The sequence below is a fragment of the Pseudobacter ginsenosidimutans genome (genome assembly GCF_007970185.1).
Lineage (GTDB): Bacteria > Bacteroidota > Bacteroidia > Chitinophagales > Chitinophagaceae > Pseudobacter > Pseudobacter ginsenosidimutans.
This window is the reverse complement of the sequence record NZ_CP042431.1, coordinates 4327406-4351048: the sequence shown is the minus strand read 5'-3', so window position 1 is coordinate 4351048 and position 23643 is coordinate 4327406. Positions and strand designations below refer to the sequence as shown.

The following is a 23643-nucleotide window of genomic DNA, read 5'->3' as shown; positions in this document are numbered from 1 at the left end:
ATGTTGCTAAGGACAGATGAACAAACCATCACCGATCTCGGTATTTTCAGCAAACGGAATGGCACTGGCATATTCGATATCTACAATCATGTGCATACACGCGGAGGCGAATCCCTGCTTGAGCAAATGTTCCGGCACCCCTTATCCGATGCAACAGCGATCAATAAACGCAGCAGTATTATCGGTCATTTTGCAGACCTGAATACCCTGTTCCCCTACAATGCTTCTATCTTCGATATGGCGGAAAAATATTTATCCGGCCCGGGCGAAAAGCAGCAGCATTCCTCCGGCGCTTCGCTGATGGGAGAAAAGGAGATCCAGCAGGGAGTAAGCGCCATCATCCAGCTTTTCCATCTCACAAAGGATTTTATCGAAAGAAAGGAGATTAAGGAAATAAGCTCCTGGTCGGACGAACGCAAGGATATTGCAGCACTGCTGATGGCTCCTTCTTTCCATCCAGTATGGCAGGAAGAACCGAAGGGAAAACTATCCTATGCCGCCACCACCGCTTTCGATGCACTGTTCAGGATGAATGAAAGAAAGAAACTGGAAAGCTTGCTGCACTACCTGTACATGCTCGACATCTACCTGTCGGTCGCCAAAACAGCAAGCGGGCGGCAATTTGTTTTTCCGAAGGCGCTCCCCAAGGGGATCCTGTTCTTCGCGTGGAAGGCATATACCATCCATCGCTGAAAGAGGCAGTAGGCAATGATATTTCGATGGATGCCAACGAGAATGTACTGTTCCTTACCGGCGCCAATATGGCTGGCAAATCAACTTTCCTCCGCGCAGTCAGCACAGCCCTGTATCTGGCCCATATGGGATTTCCGGTAGCAGCACGTTCGATGGAATTCTCGGTTATGGCTGGTATTTACACCACCATCAATCTCCCTGACAATCTCGGAATCGGCGCCAGCCACTTCTATGCAGAAGTGCTGCGGGTGAAAAAAATAGCTTCCGAATTAAGCAGCGGCAGATCTTATTTCATCCTCTTCGATGAATTATTCAGAGGCACCAATGTGAAAGACGCTCATGAAGCCACTGTTGCTGTAATGAAAGGATTTGCCGGCAAACGAAAAAGCCTGTTCATCGTTTCATCCCATATCGTGGAAGCCGGTGAACAGCTGCAGGGGAAAAAGCAGATCGGGTACAGCTACCTGCCTACCAGGATGAATGGACATACCCCTGAATACACTTACAAACTGGAGCAGGGCATCACTGATGACCGTCATGGCATGATCATCATACGGAATGAAGGCATCCTTGACATTTTACAGAACGGCAGGAAACAATAATCATTTACAACTACTCATCAACGATATGCATTTCATCACAGACAGGCAAACGCTTGAAGAACTGAATCTCTCCGGCAAATTCCGGAAAGGCACGGTCCACCACTTGTTCAACCAGGTGAAAACAAGGGGCGGCGAACAATTGCTGGACGTTATGTTCAGGGAACCATTGACAAACGCAGCATCCATCAACCAGCGAAGCAGCATCTTCCAATATTTCCAGCAGGTCCGCCAGGACTTCCCCTTCGATGCGGAACAGGTGAATCTAATGCGGGAATACCTGGACGCCGGAGAAGCAAAACAGGCAGCGCTCGTACTTGCTACCACCCTCACGAGGCGCCTGCTTTCCATCCTCACAAGAGATGGGCAGTATAAGAAAAATATACAGGGCCTGCAGGCCACCATCGTGAACCTGCACAAATGCTATTCCTTCATCAGCAGGCTACAGGCAATGCCCGGACCCTGGACAGAAAAGATCGAAAGCATCGCCCGCATTCTGAACCACAAGAGAATGGAACGGCTCCGGGCAATGGATATTTACAAAGCCCTGCCTGCTACCACCATTGCATTTTATAATCACTTGCTGAAGCATGTATTGAAAGAAGAAATGGAGCAGGTTCTGCTGTTCATCTATGAAGTGGATGTGAACATCGCCGTTAGTGAAGTGGCTCACAAAAGGGGATTTTGTTATGCGAAGGCATTTCCGGAAGAAGATAATATCTTCTCTGCCCGGGCACTCTCCCATCCCTGTATCGAAGGAGGCGTGGGTAATAACCTGCTGCTGCACAGAAACAGCAATATCATATTCCTTACCGGGGCCAATATGGCAGGAAAATCAACGCTGATGAAGTCCGTGGGCATTGCAATGTACCTCGCGCATATGGGCTTCCCCGTGGCGGCATCACATTTGGAATTCTCGGTGAGGGAGGGAATATATTCTTCTATCAATGTAGCAGACAATATCGGTCTTGGATACAGTCATTTCTATGCAGAAGTGGTAAGGGTGAAACAGGCTGCAGAAGCGGCAGCAAGTGGAAAATCATTACTGCTGATGTTTGATGAGCTCTTCAAAGGCACCAATGTGAAGGATGCATACGATGGAACACTGGCCGTTACGGAAGCATTTGCATCCTACCGGAAATGTATCTTCATCGTATCCACCCATATCATTGAAGTGGGGGAAGCGCTCAGAAAACAGGACAATATCCAATTCGTATACATGCCTACGATAATGCAGGGGTCGAAACCGAAATATACCTACAGGCTGCAGGATGGAATCACAGAAGACAGGCAGGGCATGATGATCATCGGCAATGAAGGGATACTGCAAATGCTGGAGGGAGAAGTGCAGGGATAAATTCAGATATAGTAAATTGCTGCGCAAATACCCATTATGAAAATGCTGACCATTTGCTTTTGCAGCTTTCTTCTCATGAGCCCTCTGTTGCAGTCCTGTAACTCCGCGGACCATCCCTCCCCTGTTGTTGAGAAAAACACGGCACTCGACCTGGAATCGATCAATTTTACAGAAAGCGTGCCTGCTCTGTATTCTACCCATATCGAAGTGGAAGACGGAGTCAGGTATGACAGCGCCCGGGATGGACAGCTCACTGATAGTATGCTCCGCTACAGGATCAGCAACACCATGACCGATGCCATGAAACTGACCGTTCCGCAACAAGACTTTGGCTATTTGTTCAGAAGTCCGCTCATGGATAAACCGGCCAGGTTCCAGAATATCTATTTCCAAAAACTCTCTACCTTAACTGACAAGAACAAATTACCCGTTGCTTATTATGCCGAAGCTGAATTCCAGGATGCTAAAGAAAGGAAACAACTGATCGAAGCATTCAAAAAAAAATACGGCCCTCCTGTTTATTCCTTTTTCATCAGCGCTGAGTTCAACCAGTGCTCTTACGAATGGCAACTCAAAGACCGCACCATCCAGATAGAAACCTCCAATGGTATCAGCGTTACATTCGGAGGTAATGATACCGCAGCAAAACAGTCAAAATATTATTCACTCGATATGCTGATCATTAACAATAAATTCAAATCCGCCATCCATGATGCGCATATCTATGAGTTCCCTGACAAGATCATGTACAATGGAAAACTACATTCCTATAAGGATTTTCAGTTTGAGAAGAAACAAGTATTCAGGGATCGTTTTCTGCTGAACAGCACCAATGACGGGTATGTCAGGGATGAATTTGGCCAGTTCGACATCAACCGCGCAGCAGAAGACGAATAGGCAAAAGCCCGCCCCCACCCTAAAATCCAGCCTTTTATTTTGGAGAAAAATCCGATTCTTCATACATTTCATTTACATGTATTCCGGGTACACTCTTACTTTAACGCCAATCAGCAACAATGAAGAATATTTTCCAGCATGCAGTAAGTGAAGAGATCATTCAAAGGATCAATCAGCTGACTCCGGACAGTCAGCGTCAATGGGGTAAAATGAGCGTGGACCAAATGCTGGCCCACTGCAATGTGCCCTACGCCTACACATTCCATCCCGAAAATTTCAAAAAGCCGGGCGGCTTCACAAAATTCATTCTCAGGACCTTTGTAAAGAAGGCCGTAGTCAGCGAAACACCCTATAAAAAAAATGGAAGAACTGCGCCCGAATTCATTATCAATGGAGGGAGGGACTTCCAAAAAGAAAAAACAAAACTGATAGAGAATATCAGGAAAGCGCAGGAACTTGGACAGCAATACTTCGATGGAAAAGAGAACATCTCTTTCGGAAAAATGACAGCCACAGAATGGAATAATATGTTCTATAAGCACCTCGACCATCATTTAAGTCAGTTTGGAGTTTGATAACACCTAAACAGTTTATCATGCAGGATGCAGAACAATGGAAAAAAGAACTGAAGCAGATCGCCGCCATCATTCGTAAGGCTCCACTGCAAAAGACCATCAAATGGGGAGCTGACGTATTTACCTGCGATGGCAGGAACGTTGTGAGCTATGGCGGATTCAAGAACTTTTTCACTATTTGGTTTTACAATGGCGTTTTCCTGAAAGACAAATACAAAGTATTGGTAACTGCATCGGAAGGGAAAACGAAATCCCTCCGTCAGTGGAGGTTCACATCGGCAAAAGAGATCGATGAAAAGAAAATACTGGAATATATTCTTGAAGCTATTGAGATAGAAAAGAAAGGACTGAAAATAAAACCAGAGAAATTTCAACCACTCCCTCCTCCTCAGATACTCGCAGCGGTGCTGAAGAAAGATAAAAATCTGAATGCCGCCTTTGGCAGTCTCACGCCCGGCAAACAGAAAGAGTACATTGTATACCTGAATGAAGCAAAGCAGGAGACTACCCAGCAAAAAAGAATGGAAAAGATCATTCCGATGATCATGCAGGGTGTTGGTTTGAACGACAAATACAAATAAAGCAAATGGGGCTGACTTTCGGTCAACCCCATTTGCTTTATTTGTCTTACCTGTATTGATCATTGATATACTCTAACCCAGTCCACTTCCATCGTCTGTGGGAAGATGCTGTCATCGATCCCCATCTTACCACCCCAGTTGCCGCCTATCGCCATATTCAGCAACAAATGGAAAGGTTGATCGAATGGCCATTCCTTATACGTTTTCTTCTCATTTTGAAAAGTGAAATAATGTTCTTTGTCAACAAAGATCCTGATCTCATTTTCACTCCACTCGAGGGTATACACATGGAAGGCTTCAGAGAGGTCTTTCCTGGAAGTCTTTGTACCTTTCTGAGTTCCGATCACATGGTTGTAGGCTTCTGTGTGCACGGTCCCGAATACAGAATCCGGCAGGTAACCTACATGTTCCATGATATCGATCTCTCCGCTTTCAGGCCAGCCCCCATATTTCCAATCGGTTGGCAGCATCCAGATGGCGGGCCATACACCGAGCCCTTTGGGTAATTTCGCTTTTATCTCGAACCGCCCATATTTCCAGTCACCTTTGTTCTTACTCACCAGCCTTGCTGAAGTATACTTCGATCCGTTATGATCCTCTTTGATGGCAGTGATACTCAAAACGCCGTTCTTTACGGAAGCGTTCTCCAGCCTCTTGTCAGTATAAAACTGTTTTTCATTATTTCCCCAGCCATTTCCACCAACATCATAACCCCATTTTGAATCATCCGGCAATCCTGTATAATTGAATTCATCGCTCCAGACCAGTTTTGCATATTTGCCGTTTTCGTCTTTCTGCGCTTTCATGCAAAGACAGAAAGTAACTGCAACGAGCGTAAGAAGTATGGTGATCTTTTTCACTTTCTCATTTTTAGCGGTAAGAAATCTTTTACTGGTATCCTGGGTTTTGATGTCCTTGCAAAGCAGGGTTCCGGCCAATAGCGCTCAATGGTATTGGCAACAGGTAGTTTTTGGTCTTATCGAAAGTCCACTGAGGCGCTCCGGGAGGAACAGCATTGATCTTCTCATATGTATAAGCGCCTGGGCTGCCTGTTATTTTCATACCATGCATCACATGATTGAGATTCACCTCTGCAATTTCCCAGCGGATCAGGTCGAAATAACGTTTACCCTCAAACGCCAGCTCTATTCTTCTTTCCCTACGGATCAACTGGCGCATTTTTTCCTGATTAACGCCAGGGTATACATCGGTGAATGTGGGGATACCAGCCCTTACTCTGACTTCATCCAACGCTGCATATACGGATGGATCTGGCCCAACAGCTTCATTCTGCGCCTCAGCATAATTGAGTAAAACTTCTGCATAACGGAAGAAATAATAGTTCTGAGCACTGGTGCCTCCCTGGAAAATATTCACAGATGTATCCATGCGTTTTTTGGTGCAATAACCTGTGTTGGTATTATCTGAAGCATCTGCCAGATCAATGGAATTGTTACCGGAGCCTACAGCACTTAAGAAGGTTTCGCCATTGAAGGTGCTACCATTGTACAATATCGATTGTCTGAATCGTGGCTCTCTGTTGACGTATGGATTATCCTCATCGTAACCTGATCCGGGATCATCGATAGCCATTCCATTTGCCATAGCGTAGTCATCCACCAGTTCCTGCGTAGGAGTGGAACCACCCCAGCTTAACCATCTTGAACCCACATAATTCGGTCCCTGGTAACCGATAATATTGCTCCCCTGCTTTACTGACAGGTATTCGCGGAACATGATACCTTCCTTATTAGTGGTTCCTGTAGTAAAGAAAAGTTCATCATATTTGGAATATAAAACATACCCCATTTGCATTACTTCCTTATTGGTGGCTGCTGCGGTTGCCCATCTGGTTTTATCGTTAGTCGGATTGTTTCGTTTACTGGCATAAAATAATTCCACCCATCCTTTAATAGTGAGTGCAGTACCTTTTGTGACCTTCCCTTTCTGTTCACTCCAAATATTGGGAGATAGTAATGCGGCAGCCTCCGCCAGTTCTTTTTGAAGGAACTGAAAAGTTTCATCAAAGGATGCCCGGGCATGGAAAATGGCATCACCATCCTGATCACGCCTGTCGGGCTTTGTAATAAGAGGTACGCCGCCATATAACATCCATAACTGGTGGTAGAAAAATGCACGCAGCACTCTTGCTTCGGATATTTTTTTGTCTTTATACGCCTGGGGAAGCGTTGCGGATTCCTCTACTCCCTGAATAAACACATTACACTTCCTTACTCTTCTGTACAAAGTGCCCCACTCGAGCCACATGGTAGCCGCGGACCAATCATAGAAAAGGTTTGAAGAAGGGTTGATAGTAGTTTTTGTTCTGGCTGTCTGCGAACTGATGTTCCAGTTGAATCCGGTCATCAGATCATCCGTCCAGGAATCGAATGGTTCGAAAATAAAATTATTCAGATCTGGCAGATTGCTGTAAACATCGTTCAACACCACATCTGCTGATGATTCGGTAGCAAAGGCAGTTGCTCCATCTACTGCTCCGGTATTGGGCACTTCCAGGAAATCGTCTTTTTTGCAGGCAGAGAATAAGGCAGCGCAAACAAGGCCCACCATCAAAAGTCTGCCGCTATATATTGTAAGTTTCATTTTGATCATAGTTTAGTGTTAACTTAAAATTGTACTCTCAAACCTGCAGTGATGGCTTTCTGCGTGGGGAAATACCATCCTCTCTCGTTGCTGATCTCGGGATCGAAATTCTCGAATGAGGTCCAGGTGAAAATATTCTGGCCAGACAAGTAAACAGAAACCATACTCATTCCCCACCTGCTGGTAAGACTTGCAGGCAAGGTGTAAGTGAGAGTACCTGTTCTCAATCTCATGTAAGCAAGACTTCTTTGCCAGAAGGTGGAAGTCTGTGTGTTATTGGCACTGGGAATAGTTGTCATCCTTGGATAAGAAGCATTGGGGTTTTCCGGTGTCCAGTAATCAAGAACTGTAACTGGCGCATTCTTGTTATTATCGAAAGCCCAGACTGCGCTGCCGAAAAGTTGAATATCCCTTTGTCCTACACCCTGGAATAGAAGTGACAGTTCAAAGTTCTTATACCTGACATTGGGAGAAAAGCCATAGATGATACCGGGATAACCAGTTGGATGGCCCATGGCAATCTGATCATGAACATCGATATTACCATCAGGTTTTCCGTTCGGACCACTAAGATCCGCATAGCGGATATCTCCGGGAGCCAATGCCCCGGTGTAAGTTTGTTTTGCAATACCCTCTTTCAATACGCCGGGACTTTGAAAATCATCTGCCGTAAAGAAGCCAAGCGCCTTAAGTCCGAAATTTGTACCCGAAGGCCTTCCGGTCTGCCTCCGGTTAGGGTTACCAAAAATAGCAGGGTCTTCAAAAATTTCAACCATCTTATTTCTGACATAGGTAAAATTACCACTGATGCCTACGCGCCAATCCTTATTGATATTATAGCTGCTTGAAAGTGTCAGTTCAAAACCGCGGTTCTCCATGATGCCTGCATTTTCCTGCGCCAGTTCAATGCCATACTCAATAGGCACCAGAACGTTGGGCCGGATCAGCATATTAGACCTTTTCTCATGAAAATAATCGGCTTCAATATTCAGCAGTCCATTCCATAATCTCGCTTCCAGTCCGATATCAGTTTTTGAAGCTTTTTCCCAGGTGATATTTGGGTTTGCTTCAGCCCTTTCAAATAAACCCTGCGTTTGAGTACCGTTCAGGATGGCTGAAGTACTATACAAATTAAATCCGGTCTGGTATTGATAAGGCACATAAGGATTACCGGGAAGATTAGCCGATTGTCCCCAGGATCCTCTTAATTTCAATTCATTCAGCCAGGTGACACCCTGCATGAATTTTTCTTCGGAAATACGCCAGCCTACTGAAAAGGCAGGGAAAAATCCAAACCTTTTTCCGGGAGCAAATGAATAATGGCCATCATATCGGCCTGAGGCTTCCAGTAAATATTTGCTGTCGAATCCATAAGTAACCCTGTAAACGAGGGAACGTTGTTTTGTACCCATGGAATTGCCGTCATTGAAAATATCCCTTTCACCAGCTCCACCGGCAAACAGTTCAGGTATGGGAAGATTATAGTTCTCTCTTCCTGCACTGAATCTTTCAGACATCGTTCTTCTTGCTTCGAGAACTACCAGGCCTGTAACGGCGCTTTTACCAAAATTTCCGGCATAATTGATATAACCCTGGTAGGTAAAAGCCTGCGTTTGTCTGTACTCCTGGCTGAATGATGGACGGGAAGCCGGAAGTTCTTCTTTGTAGACCAATGGAGTTACAGAGGTATCGGGGATCGTGTAGAATGAATATCCCTGATACCAGCTTTTCCTGGTACTCACAATTCCGCTGTTATCAGAATTGTAAGGATCATAAGGGTTGAAATCATAAGACCCTACAAATTTTACGCTTAACCCTTTCAGTGGTAATTTCTGTTCGATGGAAACCTGACTGAGCAGTGTATTGCCGATAAGCCGCTGATAAGAGGGATTATCATAAAATGAAGCGTAGATATAAGGATGCAATCCATTACTATAGATCAAAGGAGTGCTGTTTGTATTTGTATTGATAAGATTTTCGAACATGCTTTGGTTATTATAACCTGCGCCTGTAAGATCTCTTTTTTCAACACGGCCATTCAGGGAGAGGCTTACAAGTGTAGATTTAGTAGCCTGTACCTGCATATTTCCGGAAACATTGAAGCGCTGGAATTTAATACCAGGCAACATACCTTCCTGATTCAAATAACCAAAACCCATTGCATACCTGACAGCCTCTGAACCTCCGTTAAGCGTGAGGCTATGGTTGGTGATCAATGTATTTTTGGGAATCAGATCGCCGATGGGGTCGATATTTGGATATTTATCGGGTTCTGAACCATCGCGGTATTTCTGAAGGATCTCATCGCTGAAAGGCATTACAGTGGATCCGGCATTTTTTGCCGCAACATTTTTCAACAGCCCATAATGATAAGCGTCAACAAACTTTGTTTTCACAGTTGGGTTCTGGAATCCCACATAGCCTTCATAGGCGAGTACCGGTTTCCCTACCTTACCTTGTCTGGTAGTAACCAGAATTACGCCATTGGCGCCTCCCAATCCATACGGAGCTACAGCAGCAGCATCTTTCAATACGGAAATGGTTTCAACGTCAGCCGGGTTCAACTGACTGAAATTCCTGGGAACCCCATCTACTATCAGTAACGGGGCGGTATTACCATTGGTTCCAATACCTCTGATGAGAATGCGGGAGGCATCGTTACCTGCCTGGCCACTACCCTGCGTAAAGATCACGCCTGCGGCACGACCTCCCAGCGCATTGGTGAGATCCCCTACGGGTTGACTTTTCATGTCGTTGCCCCTGATACTGGCAACAGAAGAAGTAAGAGAAGTTCTCTTCTGAGTGCCATAACCTACAATTACCACTTCATCTAATTTTCCATCAGTGGATTGCAGGGCAAACTCCTGGGCTCCACTGGCGGTGATCACTCTTTCCAGCGAAACCATACCGGCATAAGATACTACCAGTGTGCTTCCGCTTCCCGGTACAACAATCGAAAAGGAACCGTCCGAGCCGGAAATGGCAGATACAGCACCACCTTTTACAGCAATGCTGGCGCCCTGTAATGGCTCGCCGGTTAACTTGTTGATTACCTTACCAGATACCTGCAATGTTTGGGAAAAACCGCAAAGGGGGAGAAAAAAGATTAGCAGAACGGTGCATAATAGCAATGTAATATTACGTCTCATAAGCAAACAATTGTTGGCAGCTAAAGAATTAAGTTTCGTTACAGATATAAAGCTATTCAAATTTGCTCTGATACCTACTACCAGGCACTACGTCATCACTACGCCACAACTTACAAAAGCTGGAAATTGCACCACTTCAATGATACTTCATTTGATTCTTTCCATCCCTCGCCCACCACTTCGGTGTTGAAGAAAGAAAAAGTTTCTGTTCAGCAGGAATGAATGCAACCGATTTAAAAATCCGGACAAAACAAAGGTTGTCCTAACAGTTTTGCCTCGTTTGGCAACAGTGAAAACCTGACTCTTGCAACAGACAAAAGAAAGGTTCCGATACAGCTCACTGAAAACGAGAGATATAAATTGTGTGAGTGCACCAGGAGCTGGAAGATTGCGATCATGTTGTATCCATACGCAAAAGGCGCCACAGTTAACTGCGGCGCCTTACTTCTCTTCTTTGCTTTCAACTATTTCTTGATGAACTTACCACTCCATCTGTACTCACCTCCTCTTATTTCGATATAGTAAGTGCCGGCAGGTAAAAGAACGAGATTCAAATCTTCCGTTTGTCCACCCTTCACAAGCTGTGTTCTGGATTGATGTACAGTATTGCCCAGCATATTGGTAACGCGGATAACGGCGGCAATATTGGCAGGGCTCTGTATGTTCAGCTTCAGCACACTTGTTACAGGAACAGGGTACAATCTCACTTCCATGTTCTCACTGTTGAAGCGGACAAACCGGACATCGGAATATTTCACTCTTCCATCCAGGTCCTGCTGACGGATACGATAATAATTGATCGTGCCCAGCGGGTCGCGGTCGATCAGGGTATATAGTTTTTCAGCTGTTGGTGCGGGATTGAAAGGAACAAAACTTATGGTGTTCCAGATGCGGCCATCCGCACTACGTTCTACATGATAGCCGCTCACGTTTACTTCTTCGGCCACTTTCCAGGCAAGCTTCACATCATCGCCGGAACGGGCTGCTTCAAAACTGATGAACCTGACGGGAAGCGGAGCCATATTGGTCACCAGGTTCAGTACATTTCTTCCGAGGCCGCCGTTGTCGATAAAGGAAGCAGTTCCGATTGGGAGGCCCAGGTCGGTGAGAAGGATCTCTACACAGGAGGGACAGACCCAACCGGCAGGCAACGAAAACTCATACAGGAGCACCGTTCCTCCGGTACTGATGTTTTGTACATTTTCCATGGTACCGGTCACCTGGAAATACCAATAACCATCATCGGGCATTCCGAAAAAAGTGAGATCGAACATGGTCAGGTCCAATCCTGCGTTGACGAGGTCGCGTGGTTCAGCGCCGGTAAAAGCGGTGGCCTCAGCGGTCACTTCCGGTGTGATAGCCGGAGGCGTTACTGTTGGTGCAGGAACGGTGGCCGACTTTGGAATACGCCAGGTGATATTCATCGGGCCCCATGCATTACCGGGATCAGTATCAAAACCCGGCGCAGTAGCAGTGCCTATGAACTGGATCTTGTTGGCTCCTGCGTTTACAACAGACACATCCAGCATCTGTGCCTGCTGCTGCTGGAATGTCAGCATCAGCACCGCCAGTATCGATATGTTCTTTATAATTCTTTTCATACATATTCAGATTTAAAGAATTACCGGGCGGCGTTTCAGTTCCGCCCGGTTTGTTTATCATGGTAATTGTTCCCTGATGATATAAGATGTAATACCGAATGTGTTGCCCGGATGTGTTTTCACATTGCCAATGATGATCGCATGATCTGAAGGCGTGGCAGTGTAGAAAATATTGCCGTCGAGGTTCACATCAAACAGACTGTACACACTCACAAACCCGGTATAAGCAGGCGACCTGGCCGTGTTGCCTGCATGGTTGAGCACAGCATTGGCAACCGGTGTTACATCCGATGGTGCAGATGAATGCCTGATGGACTGGTCCGCATTTACGTTGCCTGCCCAGAGCGCCATCACACCACCGCCCAGATCTTTACGCGCATGGGTGCCGTAAGTGGCAGTGGACGTTTGAGTGAAGTCGATCGTACCGGTACCGGTGCTGAAATCGACCGGGCTGGCAGACATCACACCCAGGTGGTTGCGATGCCGGATAGCCACATAATAGTTGGCAGACGGCGCATTGAAGAAGGATAACGGCGTTGTATAACTGCTATCCACGATATCGCCATTACTGAGCAGGAAACCGGCCCTTTCTTCCACTACTGTGGCAGGGTTTACGGCATCTCTCAGTTCCACCTTCACCCAATCCACTACCTGTGCAACCGAAGCATTTGGTACAACAGAAGGCGTAGTGCTCAATCCGTAAGGATCGGTATCAGGCAGTACTGCTGCCGTTTTCAGGCTTGTTCTCATAGAGCTGCCATTCCAGGCGCCCTGCAAGATGGCTTTGGCATTGAGCCTGAGCGACTGCGGCCCTACAGCCAGCGTGAACACTGCATTGTGGCTGAGCGTGGTAATATTGGTGAAGCTTGCTTTATTACCTGCATAGGTAACTGCGGGGATCTGCGTAATGGTTCCGGTAGTGAAGTCACCATCACCATCCGTATCAATCAACAGGGTGAAGTCAGTCACATCCTTTCCATTGTGCGTGATGCCGGTGAGATCGAACTCCATGGCAACAGGCTGCATCTGGTTATTGAAATTGAAGAGACTCAGTTTCCATTCCTGCGTGAGGCGCTGACTGAACAGAGCAGGCAGATCTGTTGCAGTTACAGTGAGCGCTGTTGCATTGCTACCCCATACCATATAAGAGGTATCGCTGGAGAAGTTGCTGGCATTGGCCAGGTTGTCTGTAGCGATATTACCAAGGCCGATGGCTACGATGGCACCCGGCTGGATGCTCTTCGCCTGTTTCTGGCTCAATCCTTCTACATCATCGCGGCCAATGGCTGCGATATTATTGTTATGGGATGTATTGGCCGCGCCATTCCAGATCACCGTACTGTTGGTATTGAGGTAATCCCGGTAAGGCGTGGATTGATTCATCGTATATCCATTCCTGATAGCCAGGTAGGTTGATACGCGTTGACGTTCGATATCGGTGAGCACCCTGTCGAACATGATCACTTCTGTAATCGGACCGCTCCAGTATTCCGATCCCCAAATGCTGTTACCGATCCGGGCGCCTGTAGTTCCAGTATTCCAGACTTTATTGGCAGGTGTGGCCACTGGCAGCATTTTGCTGTACAGATTAGCCTGACCGCCTGCACCAGCCCAGGTACCGAACATTTCATTGGTAACATTGGGCATCCAGAAATTATTGGCAGTGATGAGATCATTGTTATACCCAACATAATATCCCGCCTGCGCTCCGGCTGCGGCAAGACCTGTACCCAGGCTTTGCCCGGCTGCACCCCAGCTAACAATGTAGCGGGTAGTGGTGGGAGCAACTGACGGCATACCTACACCGATCACCGTCCTGGCAGTTGTGCCCGTCGGCAGTTTGGTTACATCCAGGTCCAACTGCTGGTTGCTTCCATTGAAGGTGATCACTGGGTTATAGTTGATATTCGCTGATACATTATTGTTATACACCGGTTGGAAGCCTGTATTTGACTGACTGGCATTGTTCACTTCATTGCCGTAGTCGATCCAGATATCCACTGGTGTTCCATCCGTATTGTTTTCAATACCACGGTCGGCGCGCATCCAGAGATTGGTAGCACCTACTCCACCGGGCGACTTGATAAATGCAGCGATCGTGAAATACTGATTATTGTTCAGATCTGCTTTGGCAGCCCAGTGTTTCTTTCCATTGATGATGATATCATACAATGGAATATAGGTATCGGTATTATCGAACACATCATCATTGCTCACCACCAGGTAAGATTCACGTGGGTTAGGCAATGCATCGAAAGGCATAGCTACTTCCACTTCACCTACCGTGCCCGTTTCCTGTACTTTCCAGATGCGGGTCATACGGTAGTTGACGTTCGGCATACCTGTGATGGTGGTCTTGAACGAAACAGCACCATTGTCATCACCCCAGATGAGGTAAGACTTATCCGCTGTGAAGCTGTTGGCATTGATCGTATTGTTTTCAGCAAATGCGCCAAGGGCAATCGCAATACGCAGGCGGGTGCTGTCGCTGTTGCGGCTTTGCTTTTGACTCAATCCTTCCAGGTCATCACGGCCGATGCCGGTGATACTGTTCTTGTAAACGGAATTGGTAGTGGCATTCCAGATCACGGAAGCATCTGTTGCCAGGTAATCCGTGGGAATAGTCTGACTGAGCGAAACACCATATTTGATGCTCATATATGTTTCCACACGTTGTTGCTCTGTTGGTGTAAGCGTTTTGTCGTATACTACGATATCGCCCAGAGATCCGCTATAAAAGAGGCCTCCACCAAATATTACGTTATCGCCGATATACGCTGTTGGCAGCGAAGCGGTATTGATCGTCTGGTTGCCTACAGCGATCAATGAATTGGTGATACCTGCACCATTCAATCTTATCTGCGTGGCGGCATTGGTGGTGCCGGCCGCATTGGTGAACATGGTAATACCTGGGAGAAGTGTATTGGTGGCCGCATTACCGTAACGGCTATTGGAAATTTCGAGAGCCCGTATATTTCCGCCAATTTCCATGGCATAACGGGTACCATTACCTGTCGCAGCCTGATCTCCCCAACCGATAAGTCCCCTGCCGGCAGTTGCTGCGTTCGCAGTTGCAGCGATCACAGTCCTGGCTGAAGTGCCCACCGGCAATTTGGTTCCATCCAGGATCATACGCTGGCTGGTTCCGTTGAACTTCACAACCGGATTGAAGTTGATATTGGAAGTAGCATTGTTTGCAAATCCGGGCTGGTTGGCGGCTGTAGCCTGTACTGCATTATTGATGTCTGCGCCAAAATCATTCCAGTCGCTGATGGTGGTACCATCCACAACAGATGAAGTGCCGTAATCAGCACGCAGCCACAGCGTGTTTCCTGGCACACCTCCGGGAAGTTTCAGATCATTGGCGAATGTGAAATACTGTCCGTTGGTAAGATCAACTGTTGCTGCATAATGAACCTTGTTCTCGATGGTAACAGGTTCCAGTTTTACCAGCACATCCGTTCCATCAAAAACATCATCATTACTTATCACGATATAAGAAGCACCGGGGTTCGCGAGCGCATTGGCAGGAACTGCCACTTGTACATCACCGATAGTTCCGGTTTCCTGTACCTTCCAAACCCTTGCCATACGATAGTTGGCGAGTGTTGTACCGGTAATGGCTGTGCGGAAACTCACGGCTCCATTATCATCGCCCCAAACCATGTACGACTTATCATTCGTGAATGTATTGGTATTGGCGGTATTGGTAGAATCGATACTGCCAAGTCCAATGGCTACCTGTAAGCCTGCATTGATGCTGCGGGCTTGTTTCTGTCCCAGTATCTCTTCATCATCACGACCGATACCGGCGATATTGTTCTTATGCGTTGCATTGGCTGCTGCATCCCAAACGATAGTGCCATCAGTGGCGAGATAACTGGAATTGCCACTGTTGAGCGTGAGACCATATTTAATCGCCAGGTAGGTGTTCACTCTCGCCATCTCATTCGGTGTCAGCGCAGTATTGTAAACGATCAGTTCCGGCAGGCGGCCATTATAGTTCTGTGCGATGTTGAGCGGGCTGTTGTTACCGGTGTAGGTTGCATTCACGTTTCCGGTTGCCACACTTGTACCGTTCCTGAATATAGCCTGCTTGCCGGTAGCCAGACTGATATCGCTGGTGCCGGTCCAGATATTTACCTGCCCGTTTACATTACCAGCATTGTAGGTAAGGCGGGCGGCAGGGTACGGAGGATCCCAGTACACCACATTATCTCCCCATGTTGCATGAAGGTTGAAGAAACTGCTGCTCGCTGCATTTTCATTGAGGATAATGGCATTGAGAGCTGTCTGCTGGCTGTTCACTGCAAAAGCAGCAGCGCCGTTATAGGTTCCTGTTTTCAGGATAGATGCACCGGTCATAATGTAGCCGGCTCCGCCAAACCTCATCACCGGGTTGAAGTTGATATTGGTTGCTGTATTATTGAGCCATGTAGGCTGAACAGCCGTGTTTGTTTGAGTAAGGGTATTGCTGTAAGCGCTCAGGTCGCTCCAGTCGCTCACCAAAGTATTGTTCACTGTGCTGGATGTTCCTACATCTGCACGCAGCCAGAGAGCATGACCAGACACACCGCCCGGTGATTTCAATGGAGCGCCGAAGGTGAAGAAGATGCCATCTGCCAGCTGTGAAGAAGAAAGTGTTACTGTTCCATCTGCTGCTACCGGCACTTCCTCATCGATATTGGCAAAAGTTTCGTCAGTGCTGATCAGGAGATAATTGTCAACACCCAGTGGTTTCACTTTCAGGGTGATGCTCTGATCAGTCCAGTTTGTTTTCTGCACTTTCCAAACCCTTGCCATGCGACGGGTAACATTGGCACTTCCACTAACGGTGACCGTGAAATTAGCTGCACTCAATCCATTATCACCAAATACGAAGAAAGATCTGTCGTTGGTGATGGTACTGGTATTGCTTTCATTGGTAATGGCAATGGAGGAACCCAGCGCCAGCGTTACAAACCCTGTGTCTACAGAGAGGGATTGCTTCGTGTTCAGCGCGGTGCTGTCGTCTCTTCCGATACCAGTGATACGCTTATTATAAATACCATTGGTGGTATGGTTCCAGTAGGCTGTTCCGTTGCTGGCCAGGTAGCTGATACCTGGTGTCTGGTGCAGGGTGATACCATATTTAAGGGCGAGGTATGATTCCACAGACTGACGCTCAGCATCGGTTACAACACGGTTGTACACGATCACTTCGGAAATATTACCCCACCAGAAAACGCCTCTGGCAGCGATGGTCCTTGATCCGATGGATACCAGGTTGGCTGTTAGCTGAGGACTTAACCCTATGGTCCCCTGAACATCCAGCCTGTTGTTCTGGAACAGCCTTACGCCATTGGCTGCATTGCTTTGTGTAGCGCTCCAAAGATAAGGTCTGTTCTCTACTGTCGGAAGCACGCCTGCTACTGCAACAACGCTAGCATTGTTTTCAAGGTATTGAAGTATCCCTGGCGCCACCAGCCTGAGCTCCATACCATAGGCTGAGTTTACAGCGCCGCTTCCCACCAGCTCACGGCCTGTTGCAAACCCGGCTCCGGATCCTACCGCAAAGATGGTAGAGTTATCAGGATCCACGCGGGTAGTATTGATATCCAGGAAGTCATCCGTTCCATCGAATTTCAAGCCATAGTTGAAGTTGATGGCTTTAGCGTCTGTTGCAGGCCGTGAGTTGGTAACAGGCTGAACGGCTTCGTGGCCATAGCCTGAATAGTCTTTCCAGGAGCCGCCGGATGTTTGGCCATCATCGGCACGCAGCCAGAAGTTGAGGCCGGCATTTACACCATTGGGGCCCTTTATGTCTTTTGCAAACGTGAAGTAAACGCCATCAGCCAGGTTGCTGGTATTGAGCGTAACGGTACTGTCTGCATTCAGCGCATATCTTGTATCAGTTCCGTCAAACACTTCATCTGTACTAACGATAAGATAAGTATTGGCATTTCCGCCACTGAGCTTCAGGGTGATGTCCTGTTCATTCCAATTGGCAGTCTTGTCCACTTTAAAGATCCTTGTCATGCGGTTGGTGAGTCCTGACTGACCTGTTATCGCTGTCAGGAATTTGCCGGATCCACCATTATCGCTGATGAGGAAGAAAGATTTATCGTTGGTGATACTTGCAGTATTGGCAGCATTGCTTGTTGCTACGGCATTACCGAGTGCAATAGTTACCAGCCCTGTATCCACACTCACTGATTGTTTCTGGTTGAGCTCGGAAAGATCATCACGTCCGATACCAGTGATATGTTTGCTGTAAACACCATTCGTAGCAGCATTCCAATACACCGACGCATCAGAAGCAGTATAACCGGTAACACCAGTAAGGTTCAGTGTAATACCATATTTAAGGGCAAGATATGATTCGATACGAATCCTGTCAGCCACCGGCATGCCGGCATTGGTGATATCCTTATAGATGATCAGTTCAGGAATATTTCCTGTGAAATAATCCACACCATGGTACACACCGATATTGGTAGAATAGTTGCCACCGTTGTTGACACCGTAATCCCTGTGTGTATTGTCGGATGCCAGCGTATTACGATCGCGGTAGAAACTCATATGATCGAGGCTCTTCACAAAGCTCCATACATTGGCTTTGTTGAGACTGCCACCCCATGGTGCCGTTTGCCTGTAACCATAAGGCGCATCCCATTGTGCATTGCCAGCATTATGCGGAGATGCAATAACAGCGTAACCATTGGTGGTCATCTGGTTGAACAGTGCGCCATTATTGGCAACCGGAATGGATGACACACCGAAGATGGCGATATTGTTCATATTGCCATTTCCCAATACAGAAATGGAAGGATCAATTGTATTTCCAAGTCCGAAATATTGCCCGGGTGTAAAAGTAGCTGTAGGGTTGAAGTTCATACCATTGATAGAAACACCTGGCCTGTTGGGAACTCCGGGAGCAGGCAGGTTGATGCCACGTCCGCTGTAATCATCCCATTTCACTCCAGACAATCCATAGTCACCACGGTACCAGGCGCCGATGCCATTCACAACACCACCCGGTCCTTTCAGCTCATTGGCAAAAGTGAAGTAAGCGTTATTGGGCAGCTGACTGCTGTTAAGGGTAATGCTCCTGCCGGTAATGGGCAGTGCAATATCACCTGCACCAAAGCTGGCATCTGTACTGATGAGGAGATAACGGGGCGCAGTAACCGCAGAATCTGTCAGGAAGGTAATGTCCTGATCGGTCCAGTTTGTTTTCTGCACTTTCCAGGTGCGGGCCATGGCCACGTTCACACCTGTGATGCCGGTCACATTTACAGTATATTGTTTTGCACCATTGTTGCTGCCTGTTACGAAGAACGACAGGTCAGATGCAATAGCGCCGGTATTGGCAGCATTGCTCACAGCAACGGTATTGCCCAATGCAATGGTGAGGAATTTATCATCAGCACTCACCGATTGCTTCTGCAGCAGCACACTGCCATTGTCTCTTCCGATACCTGTGATATTAATATTGTACCCGTTGTTCAGTGTGGCGTCCCAGAATTTGGACCCATCGCTGGCAAGGTAGTCAACAGGAGTGGCAGGAGATAATGTCAATCCGTATTTCAATGCGAGGTAAGATTCTATCTGCTGGCGTTGTGTATTGCTGGTAGCAGCGGAATTATTGTAAACGATCAGTTCAGCAACTTTTCCATTGAAGAATCCACCTGCGGGATAAGAGCCTACATAGAACGGACTGTTGTTCCCGGCGATACTATTAAGAGGACCGGTATAACTGGCTACCGGGATCCTGTTCCTGTTACCGCTCATACCGGAAGGAGAACGGAGGAAACTCCAGAGATAAGGTGAACCAATATTTCCACCCCAGGCGTTTTGTACCCTGTAACCATAAGGAGCATCGAAGTACAGGATACCATCACTCCAGGGAACGTGCGCCAGGATCGGTTGTCCTGTACTCACCACCTCACAAAAGAGGGCCTGGGTTTGTATTGCATCTGTAATGGTTACAGCATAGATCTGAGCATTGTTAACACCTGTTCCGGTGAAGAGAGATGGGCTCAGCAGGTTATCGGTGCTGCCATCGAATTTCAACGCTGGGTTGAAGTTGATAACTGAAGGCAGAACAGCAGCCTGATTTCCTGATACAGTCTGTGCGGCGCCGTTACCATTTCCACTGGCATCATTCCAGGTAGCGCCATTCGCTGCACCATCATCTGCACGCAACCACAATGCAATACCTGCATTCACATTACCCGGTCCTTTGATGGTGCTGGCAATAGTGAAATAAGATCCGTTCGCCAATAAGGAAGAATTGAGCGTCACCTGTCCATTTGCATCAAAAGGCAGTTCCTGGCTGATAGTGCCAAATGCTGCATCGGAGCTGATGAGCAGGTAATTGTTGGCACCCGTTCCTTTTACTTTCAGCGTGATATCCTGGTTAGCCCAGGTTGCAGATTTCTCTACTTTCCAAACGCGCGCCATCCGTTGGTTCACATTGGTACCGGTAACAGCTGTAGCAAGTTTGGTGCTTCCATTGTTATCTGCAAAAAAGAAGAAAGTCTTATCAGTTGTCACCGCATTGGTGTTGGCTGCATTGGATAACATCACAGCATTACCAAGCGCAATGGTAATGATGCCTGTATCCGCACTCAGCGATTGCTTCTGGTGCAGCATTGTGCAATCATCCTTACCGATGCCCGTGATGCGGAACTGGTATCCAGTATTGGCGGATGCCGTCCACATCAGTGAAGTACCATCCGAAGCTATATAATCAGTAAGGCCACCGTTCAGTGTGATGCCGTATTTCAGCGCCATATACGACTCCAGCTTTTGAATTTCGGCCGGGGAAAGATCACGGTTGTAAATAAACACTTCCGGAACAAATACTTTACTGAAATCATTGAAGACTGAACCACCTACTTCCAGGCTCCATACCGTTGCATTGGAAGCTGTTCCTGAGTTGAGCAGTGCGCCATTGCCTTTGAATTCATAGGGGCCACTACCGGTATTGGCGCGCTTCAGGGAATATAATCTTGTATTGTTGGTGATGACGCTTGTATTCCTTTGCCAGCTTTCGATATGCAGTCCATTGTCTCCGTTTGACCACCAGCCGATCAGTTTGTTGCCTGTGTAGCTGCTGAACACACGGCCGTTCTGCGTGCCTTCCAGCTTGCCCAGTCCCATCATGGTATAGGCAGTGGTAACGGTGGCTCCTGCAGGAACCAGGTGCGCATCGTTGCCATCATAATAAAATGCTTTATTGAAGTTCACCAGGCCGGTAGTATCATCAGGATCTCCCTGGACCGTCATATTGTTACCGTTTCCGCTGATATCTCCCCACAACGTTCCATTCACACCCATATCGGCCCTGTACCAGGCAAGTATGCCATTGTTGATACAGGCAGGTGCTTTTGTGCCCAGCGGAATACTGTTGCTGAATTCAGAAGTGCCGCAGTTGTTGGCCGGGATCCGCAAGGTGGCGGTCCAGAAACCAACGCCCGTAGCACCGGGACCTGCATTGTAAGTGATGGTTTGTGTTGAAGTACCGGAAGACAATCCGGCGATAGAAGTAACAAAGTATTGTCCGCTTGTTTTTGATGTTCCCGGATCATTCGCATAGATATCAACGGTATATTGCGCTCCTGCCGTGATGTTGGGAATGGTCAGTTGCAACTGATACTGTCCGCCACCCAGGCTGGTGGAAGAAATCAAAACAGGTGTACGGCCTGCTGCATTGGTGTAAGAACAGTTACCGCCTGGCAATGAAATGCCGGCTGTACCATTATTATATATGGAGTTGTCGGAAATAATCACTTTGTTGGGCGCCTCATTGTTGATACCTGCGGCTCCATTGTCACGGATCACATTACCCGTTACCTGTATATCGGATACACTGGCACCACCATACAACCACACACCATGACCTCCACCTTTGGTGATTGTGTTTCCGGTGACATCAATGTCTGATACAGCATTGGCGGCATTGATCACTATGCTGGCCCTGGTATTACCAGTGAAGGTGGAGTTAACGATATCTACATTAGTACGTGCTGCATTGTTATAAAACTCGATGCCATCACCATTATTGGTAAATCGGCAATTGGTAACCTGAAAATTGGTATTGGCTCCGGATGCATTAATCCCATCTGAATCAAATTCATTCATGGTGATATTATCCAGTGTTGTATTGGTAGTAGCGCCAACAAATGTAATTCCGGTGCCTGCTTCCTGTGCAGCATTAAGTTTTTTCGCATCCAGCACACTATTTTTAATGGTAACGGTATTGGCAGTGCTTTCGAAACGTACGAATTGGCCACCATAACCAACCCCCGGCGTTGGATGGCTGATATTACACTGATCTATGGTGATATTTTGTGCAGCACCATTAAACCAGACGCTGTAAATATCTACATCCTTAATGGTCACATTCTCCAGGGTAATACCTGTTGCAGTATTGTCGAAGCGGATGGCATAATCACCTTCATCAGTTGTTGCCAGCACATTGAGGTCTATCGAAGTATTCCTGATCCTGATATCAGTGCTTACAAAATCTGAATAAAAGCCCAGTCCTACTCCACTATACATGGAGTCGATGGTAATATTATTCAGTTCAATATTATTGGCAGTTTCTGTTACGCCGCCGGTATTGTCCAGCACAATGCCATTCAGGAATCCGCTGATGGTACTATTGGTAAAGGTCCAGCCATTCACGGATGCATCCCTGAATACAACTGCTTCTCCACCTCTTGTATTGTTTTGAGACGAAAGGTGAATATTATCCATTACCAATCCGGTATGCATGCCACCGGCAAAATAGATGGCCCTGCCGTTATAGCCACTACCTGCGGGCTCGGTATCGGAGCACCAGAGATTGCGAATGGTGAGGCCGGTTGAACTTCCTTCCACATTCACCATGGCATTGAGAAAGTTGCCTGTGGTGCTGCTGGCGCGGATGTTATCGATCAGTACACCATTTGTATTGGCGCGAATGAAAAAGTTAATCTCACCACTATTGGTAAGTTTGAAATTCCGAACCGCTACATTGTCGGTCCTGATATCGAAGGGGATGATCACGGCATTGGTGCCGTTCGAATTGATGGTGATCTTATTCTCCCCATCGATGCTCACTGTTTGGGTGATGGCTGGTAGTGAGCTTAGCAATGTGATCTGACCATACACCACAAATTTGATCGTGTGTGGTCCGGTGCCTGCTGCATTTACATCCAGCACGGCCTGCCGGAGGGATCCCGGCCCGCTATCATTCGTATTGGTAACGATGAAGTCGGTAGCTCTTGCCAGAAAAGCGAATAAGAGAAAGAAGATTGAAAGAACTGTTTGTTTTGATCTAAAAGATAGGCATAATGGTTTCTCAGGCCGGTCTTTGACCCGCCCGCCCATGGTGGTTGTGGCTTTCATATGAACCTGTGATTAGTGTTTTTGAAGACTGTCAGGAGCACAGTCGCACGAACGTATAAAATTAGAGGATATATGTTTTCGTTAGTATAGATGGAATTCGATTGTTTTGTAGAACTAGTTCTACTGACCTTTTGTAAAAATACGGTCCCCTGCAGCAGCTATTCAAAAAACCCGGTCACTGAAAGTAACCGGGATTCCATTAAATGCT

At 47.1% G+C, this 23643-nt stretch carries 11 protein-coding genes; 6 read left to right on the top strand and 5 right to left on the bottom strand.

Annotation, left to right across the window (positions count from 1 at the left end; genetic code table 11):
- The 6 genes from FSB84_RS31100 to FSB84_RS17215 all read left to right on the top strand — a co-directional run bounded on the left by FSB84_RS31100 (nucleotide 1) and on the right by FSB84_RS17215 (nucleotide 4702).
- Complete coding sequence (locus FSB84_RS31100) at nucleotides 1–693, top strand: MutS family DNA mismatch repair protein (protein WP_225979804.1); 693 nt, start codon at nucleotides 1–3, stop codon at nucleotides 691–693.
- Entirely contained in the window at nucleotides 666–1295 is a 630-nt protein-coding gene (locus FSB84_RS31095; RefSeq protein WP_225979803.1) for a MutS-related protein, read from the top strand. Before FSB84_RS31100 ends, FSB84_RS31095 begins: the two co-directional genes overlap by 28 nt.
- Entirely contained in the window at nucleotides 1252–2649 is a 1398-nt protein-coding gene (locus FSB84_RS17230) for a MutS-related protein (protein WP_225979802.1), read from the top strand. Before FSB84_RS31095 ends, FSB84_RS17230 begins: the two co-directional genes overlap by 44 nt.
- 36 nt (nucleotides 2650–2685) lie before the next feature.
- Nucleotides 2686–3546 carry a hypothetical protein gene (locus FSB84_RS17225; RefSeq protein ID WP_130539167.1) on the top strand — a complete coding sequence of 287 codons (861 nt, stop codon included), beginning with the start codon at nucleotides 2686–2688 and terminating at the stop codon, nucleotides 3544–3546.
- A 119-nt stretch (nucleotides 3547–3665) separates the two neighbouring features.
- On the top strand, nucleotides 3666–4121 hold the full coding sequence (locus FSB84_RS17220) for a DUF1569 domain-containing protein (RefSeq protein WP_130539166.1): 456 nt from the start codon (nucleotides 3666–3668) through the stop codon (nucleotides 4119–4121).
- Nucleotides 4122–4141: 20 nt separating this feature from the next.
- Nucleotides 4142–4702 carry a YdeI/OmpD-associated family protein gene (locus FSB84_RS17215; protein ID WP_130539165.1) on the top strand — a complete coding sequence of 187 codons (561 nt, stop codon included), beginning with the start codon at nucleotides 4142–4144 and terminating at the stop codon, nucleotides 4700–4702.
- Nucleotides 4703–4761: 59 nt separating this feature from the next.
- Here the strand turns inward: FSB84_RS17215 and FSB84_RS17210 are convergent, their stop codons facing one another.
- The 5 genes from FSB84_RS17210 to FSB84_RS17190 form a co-directional block, all read right to left on the bottom strand.
- The gene (locus FSB84_RS17210; RefSeq protein ID WP_242626694.1) at nucleotides 4762–5562 is read right to left on the bottom strand and encodes a glycoside hydrolase family 16 protein; all 801 of its coding nucleotides are present in this window, start codon (nucleotides 5560–5562) and stop codon (nucleotides 4762–4764) included.
- A gap of 28 nt (nucleotides 5563–5590) precedes the next feature.
- Nucleotides 5591–7306 carry a RagB/SusD family nutrient uptake outer membrane protein gene (locus FSB84_RS17205; protein WP_158643974.1) on the bottom strand — a complete coding sequence of 572 codons (1716 nt, stop codon included), beginning with the start codon at nucleotides 7304–7306 and terminating at the stop codon, nucleotides 5591–5593.
- A 23-nt stretch (nucleotides 7307–7329) separates the two neighbouring features.
- A complete protein-coding gene (locus FSB84_RS17200) occupies nucleotides 7330–10455 on the bottom strand; it encodes a SusC/RagA family TonB-linked outer membrane protein (RefSeq protein WP_130539163.1) in 3126 nt (1041 codons plus the stop codon).
- A 464-nt stretch (nucleotides 10456–10919) separates the two neighbouring features.
- Complete coding sequence (locus FSB84_RS17195; protein WP_130539162.1) at nucleotides 10920–12056, bottom strand: T9SS type A sorting domain-containing protein; 1137 nt, start codon at nucleotides 12054–12056, stop codon at nucleotides 10920–10922.
- 57 nt (nucleotides 12057–12113) lie between these two features.
- Entirely contained in the window at nucleotides 12114–23435 is an 11322-nt protein-coding gene (locus FSB84_RS17190; RefSeq protein ID WP_130539161.1) for a right-handed parallel beta-helix repeat-containing protein, read from the bottom strand.
- Nucleotides 23436–23643 lie beyond the last annotated feature (208 nt).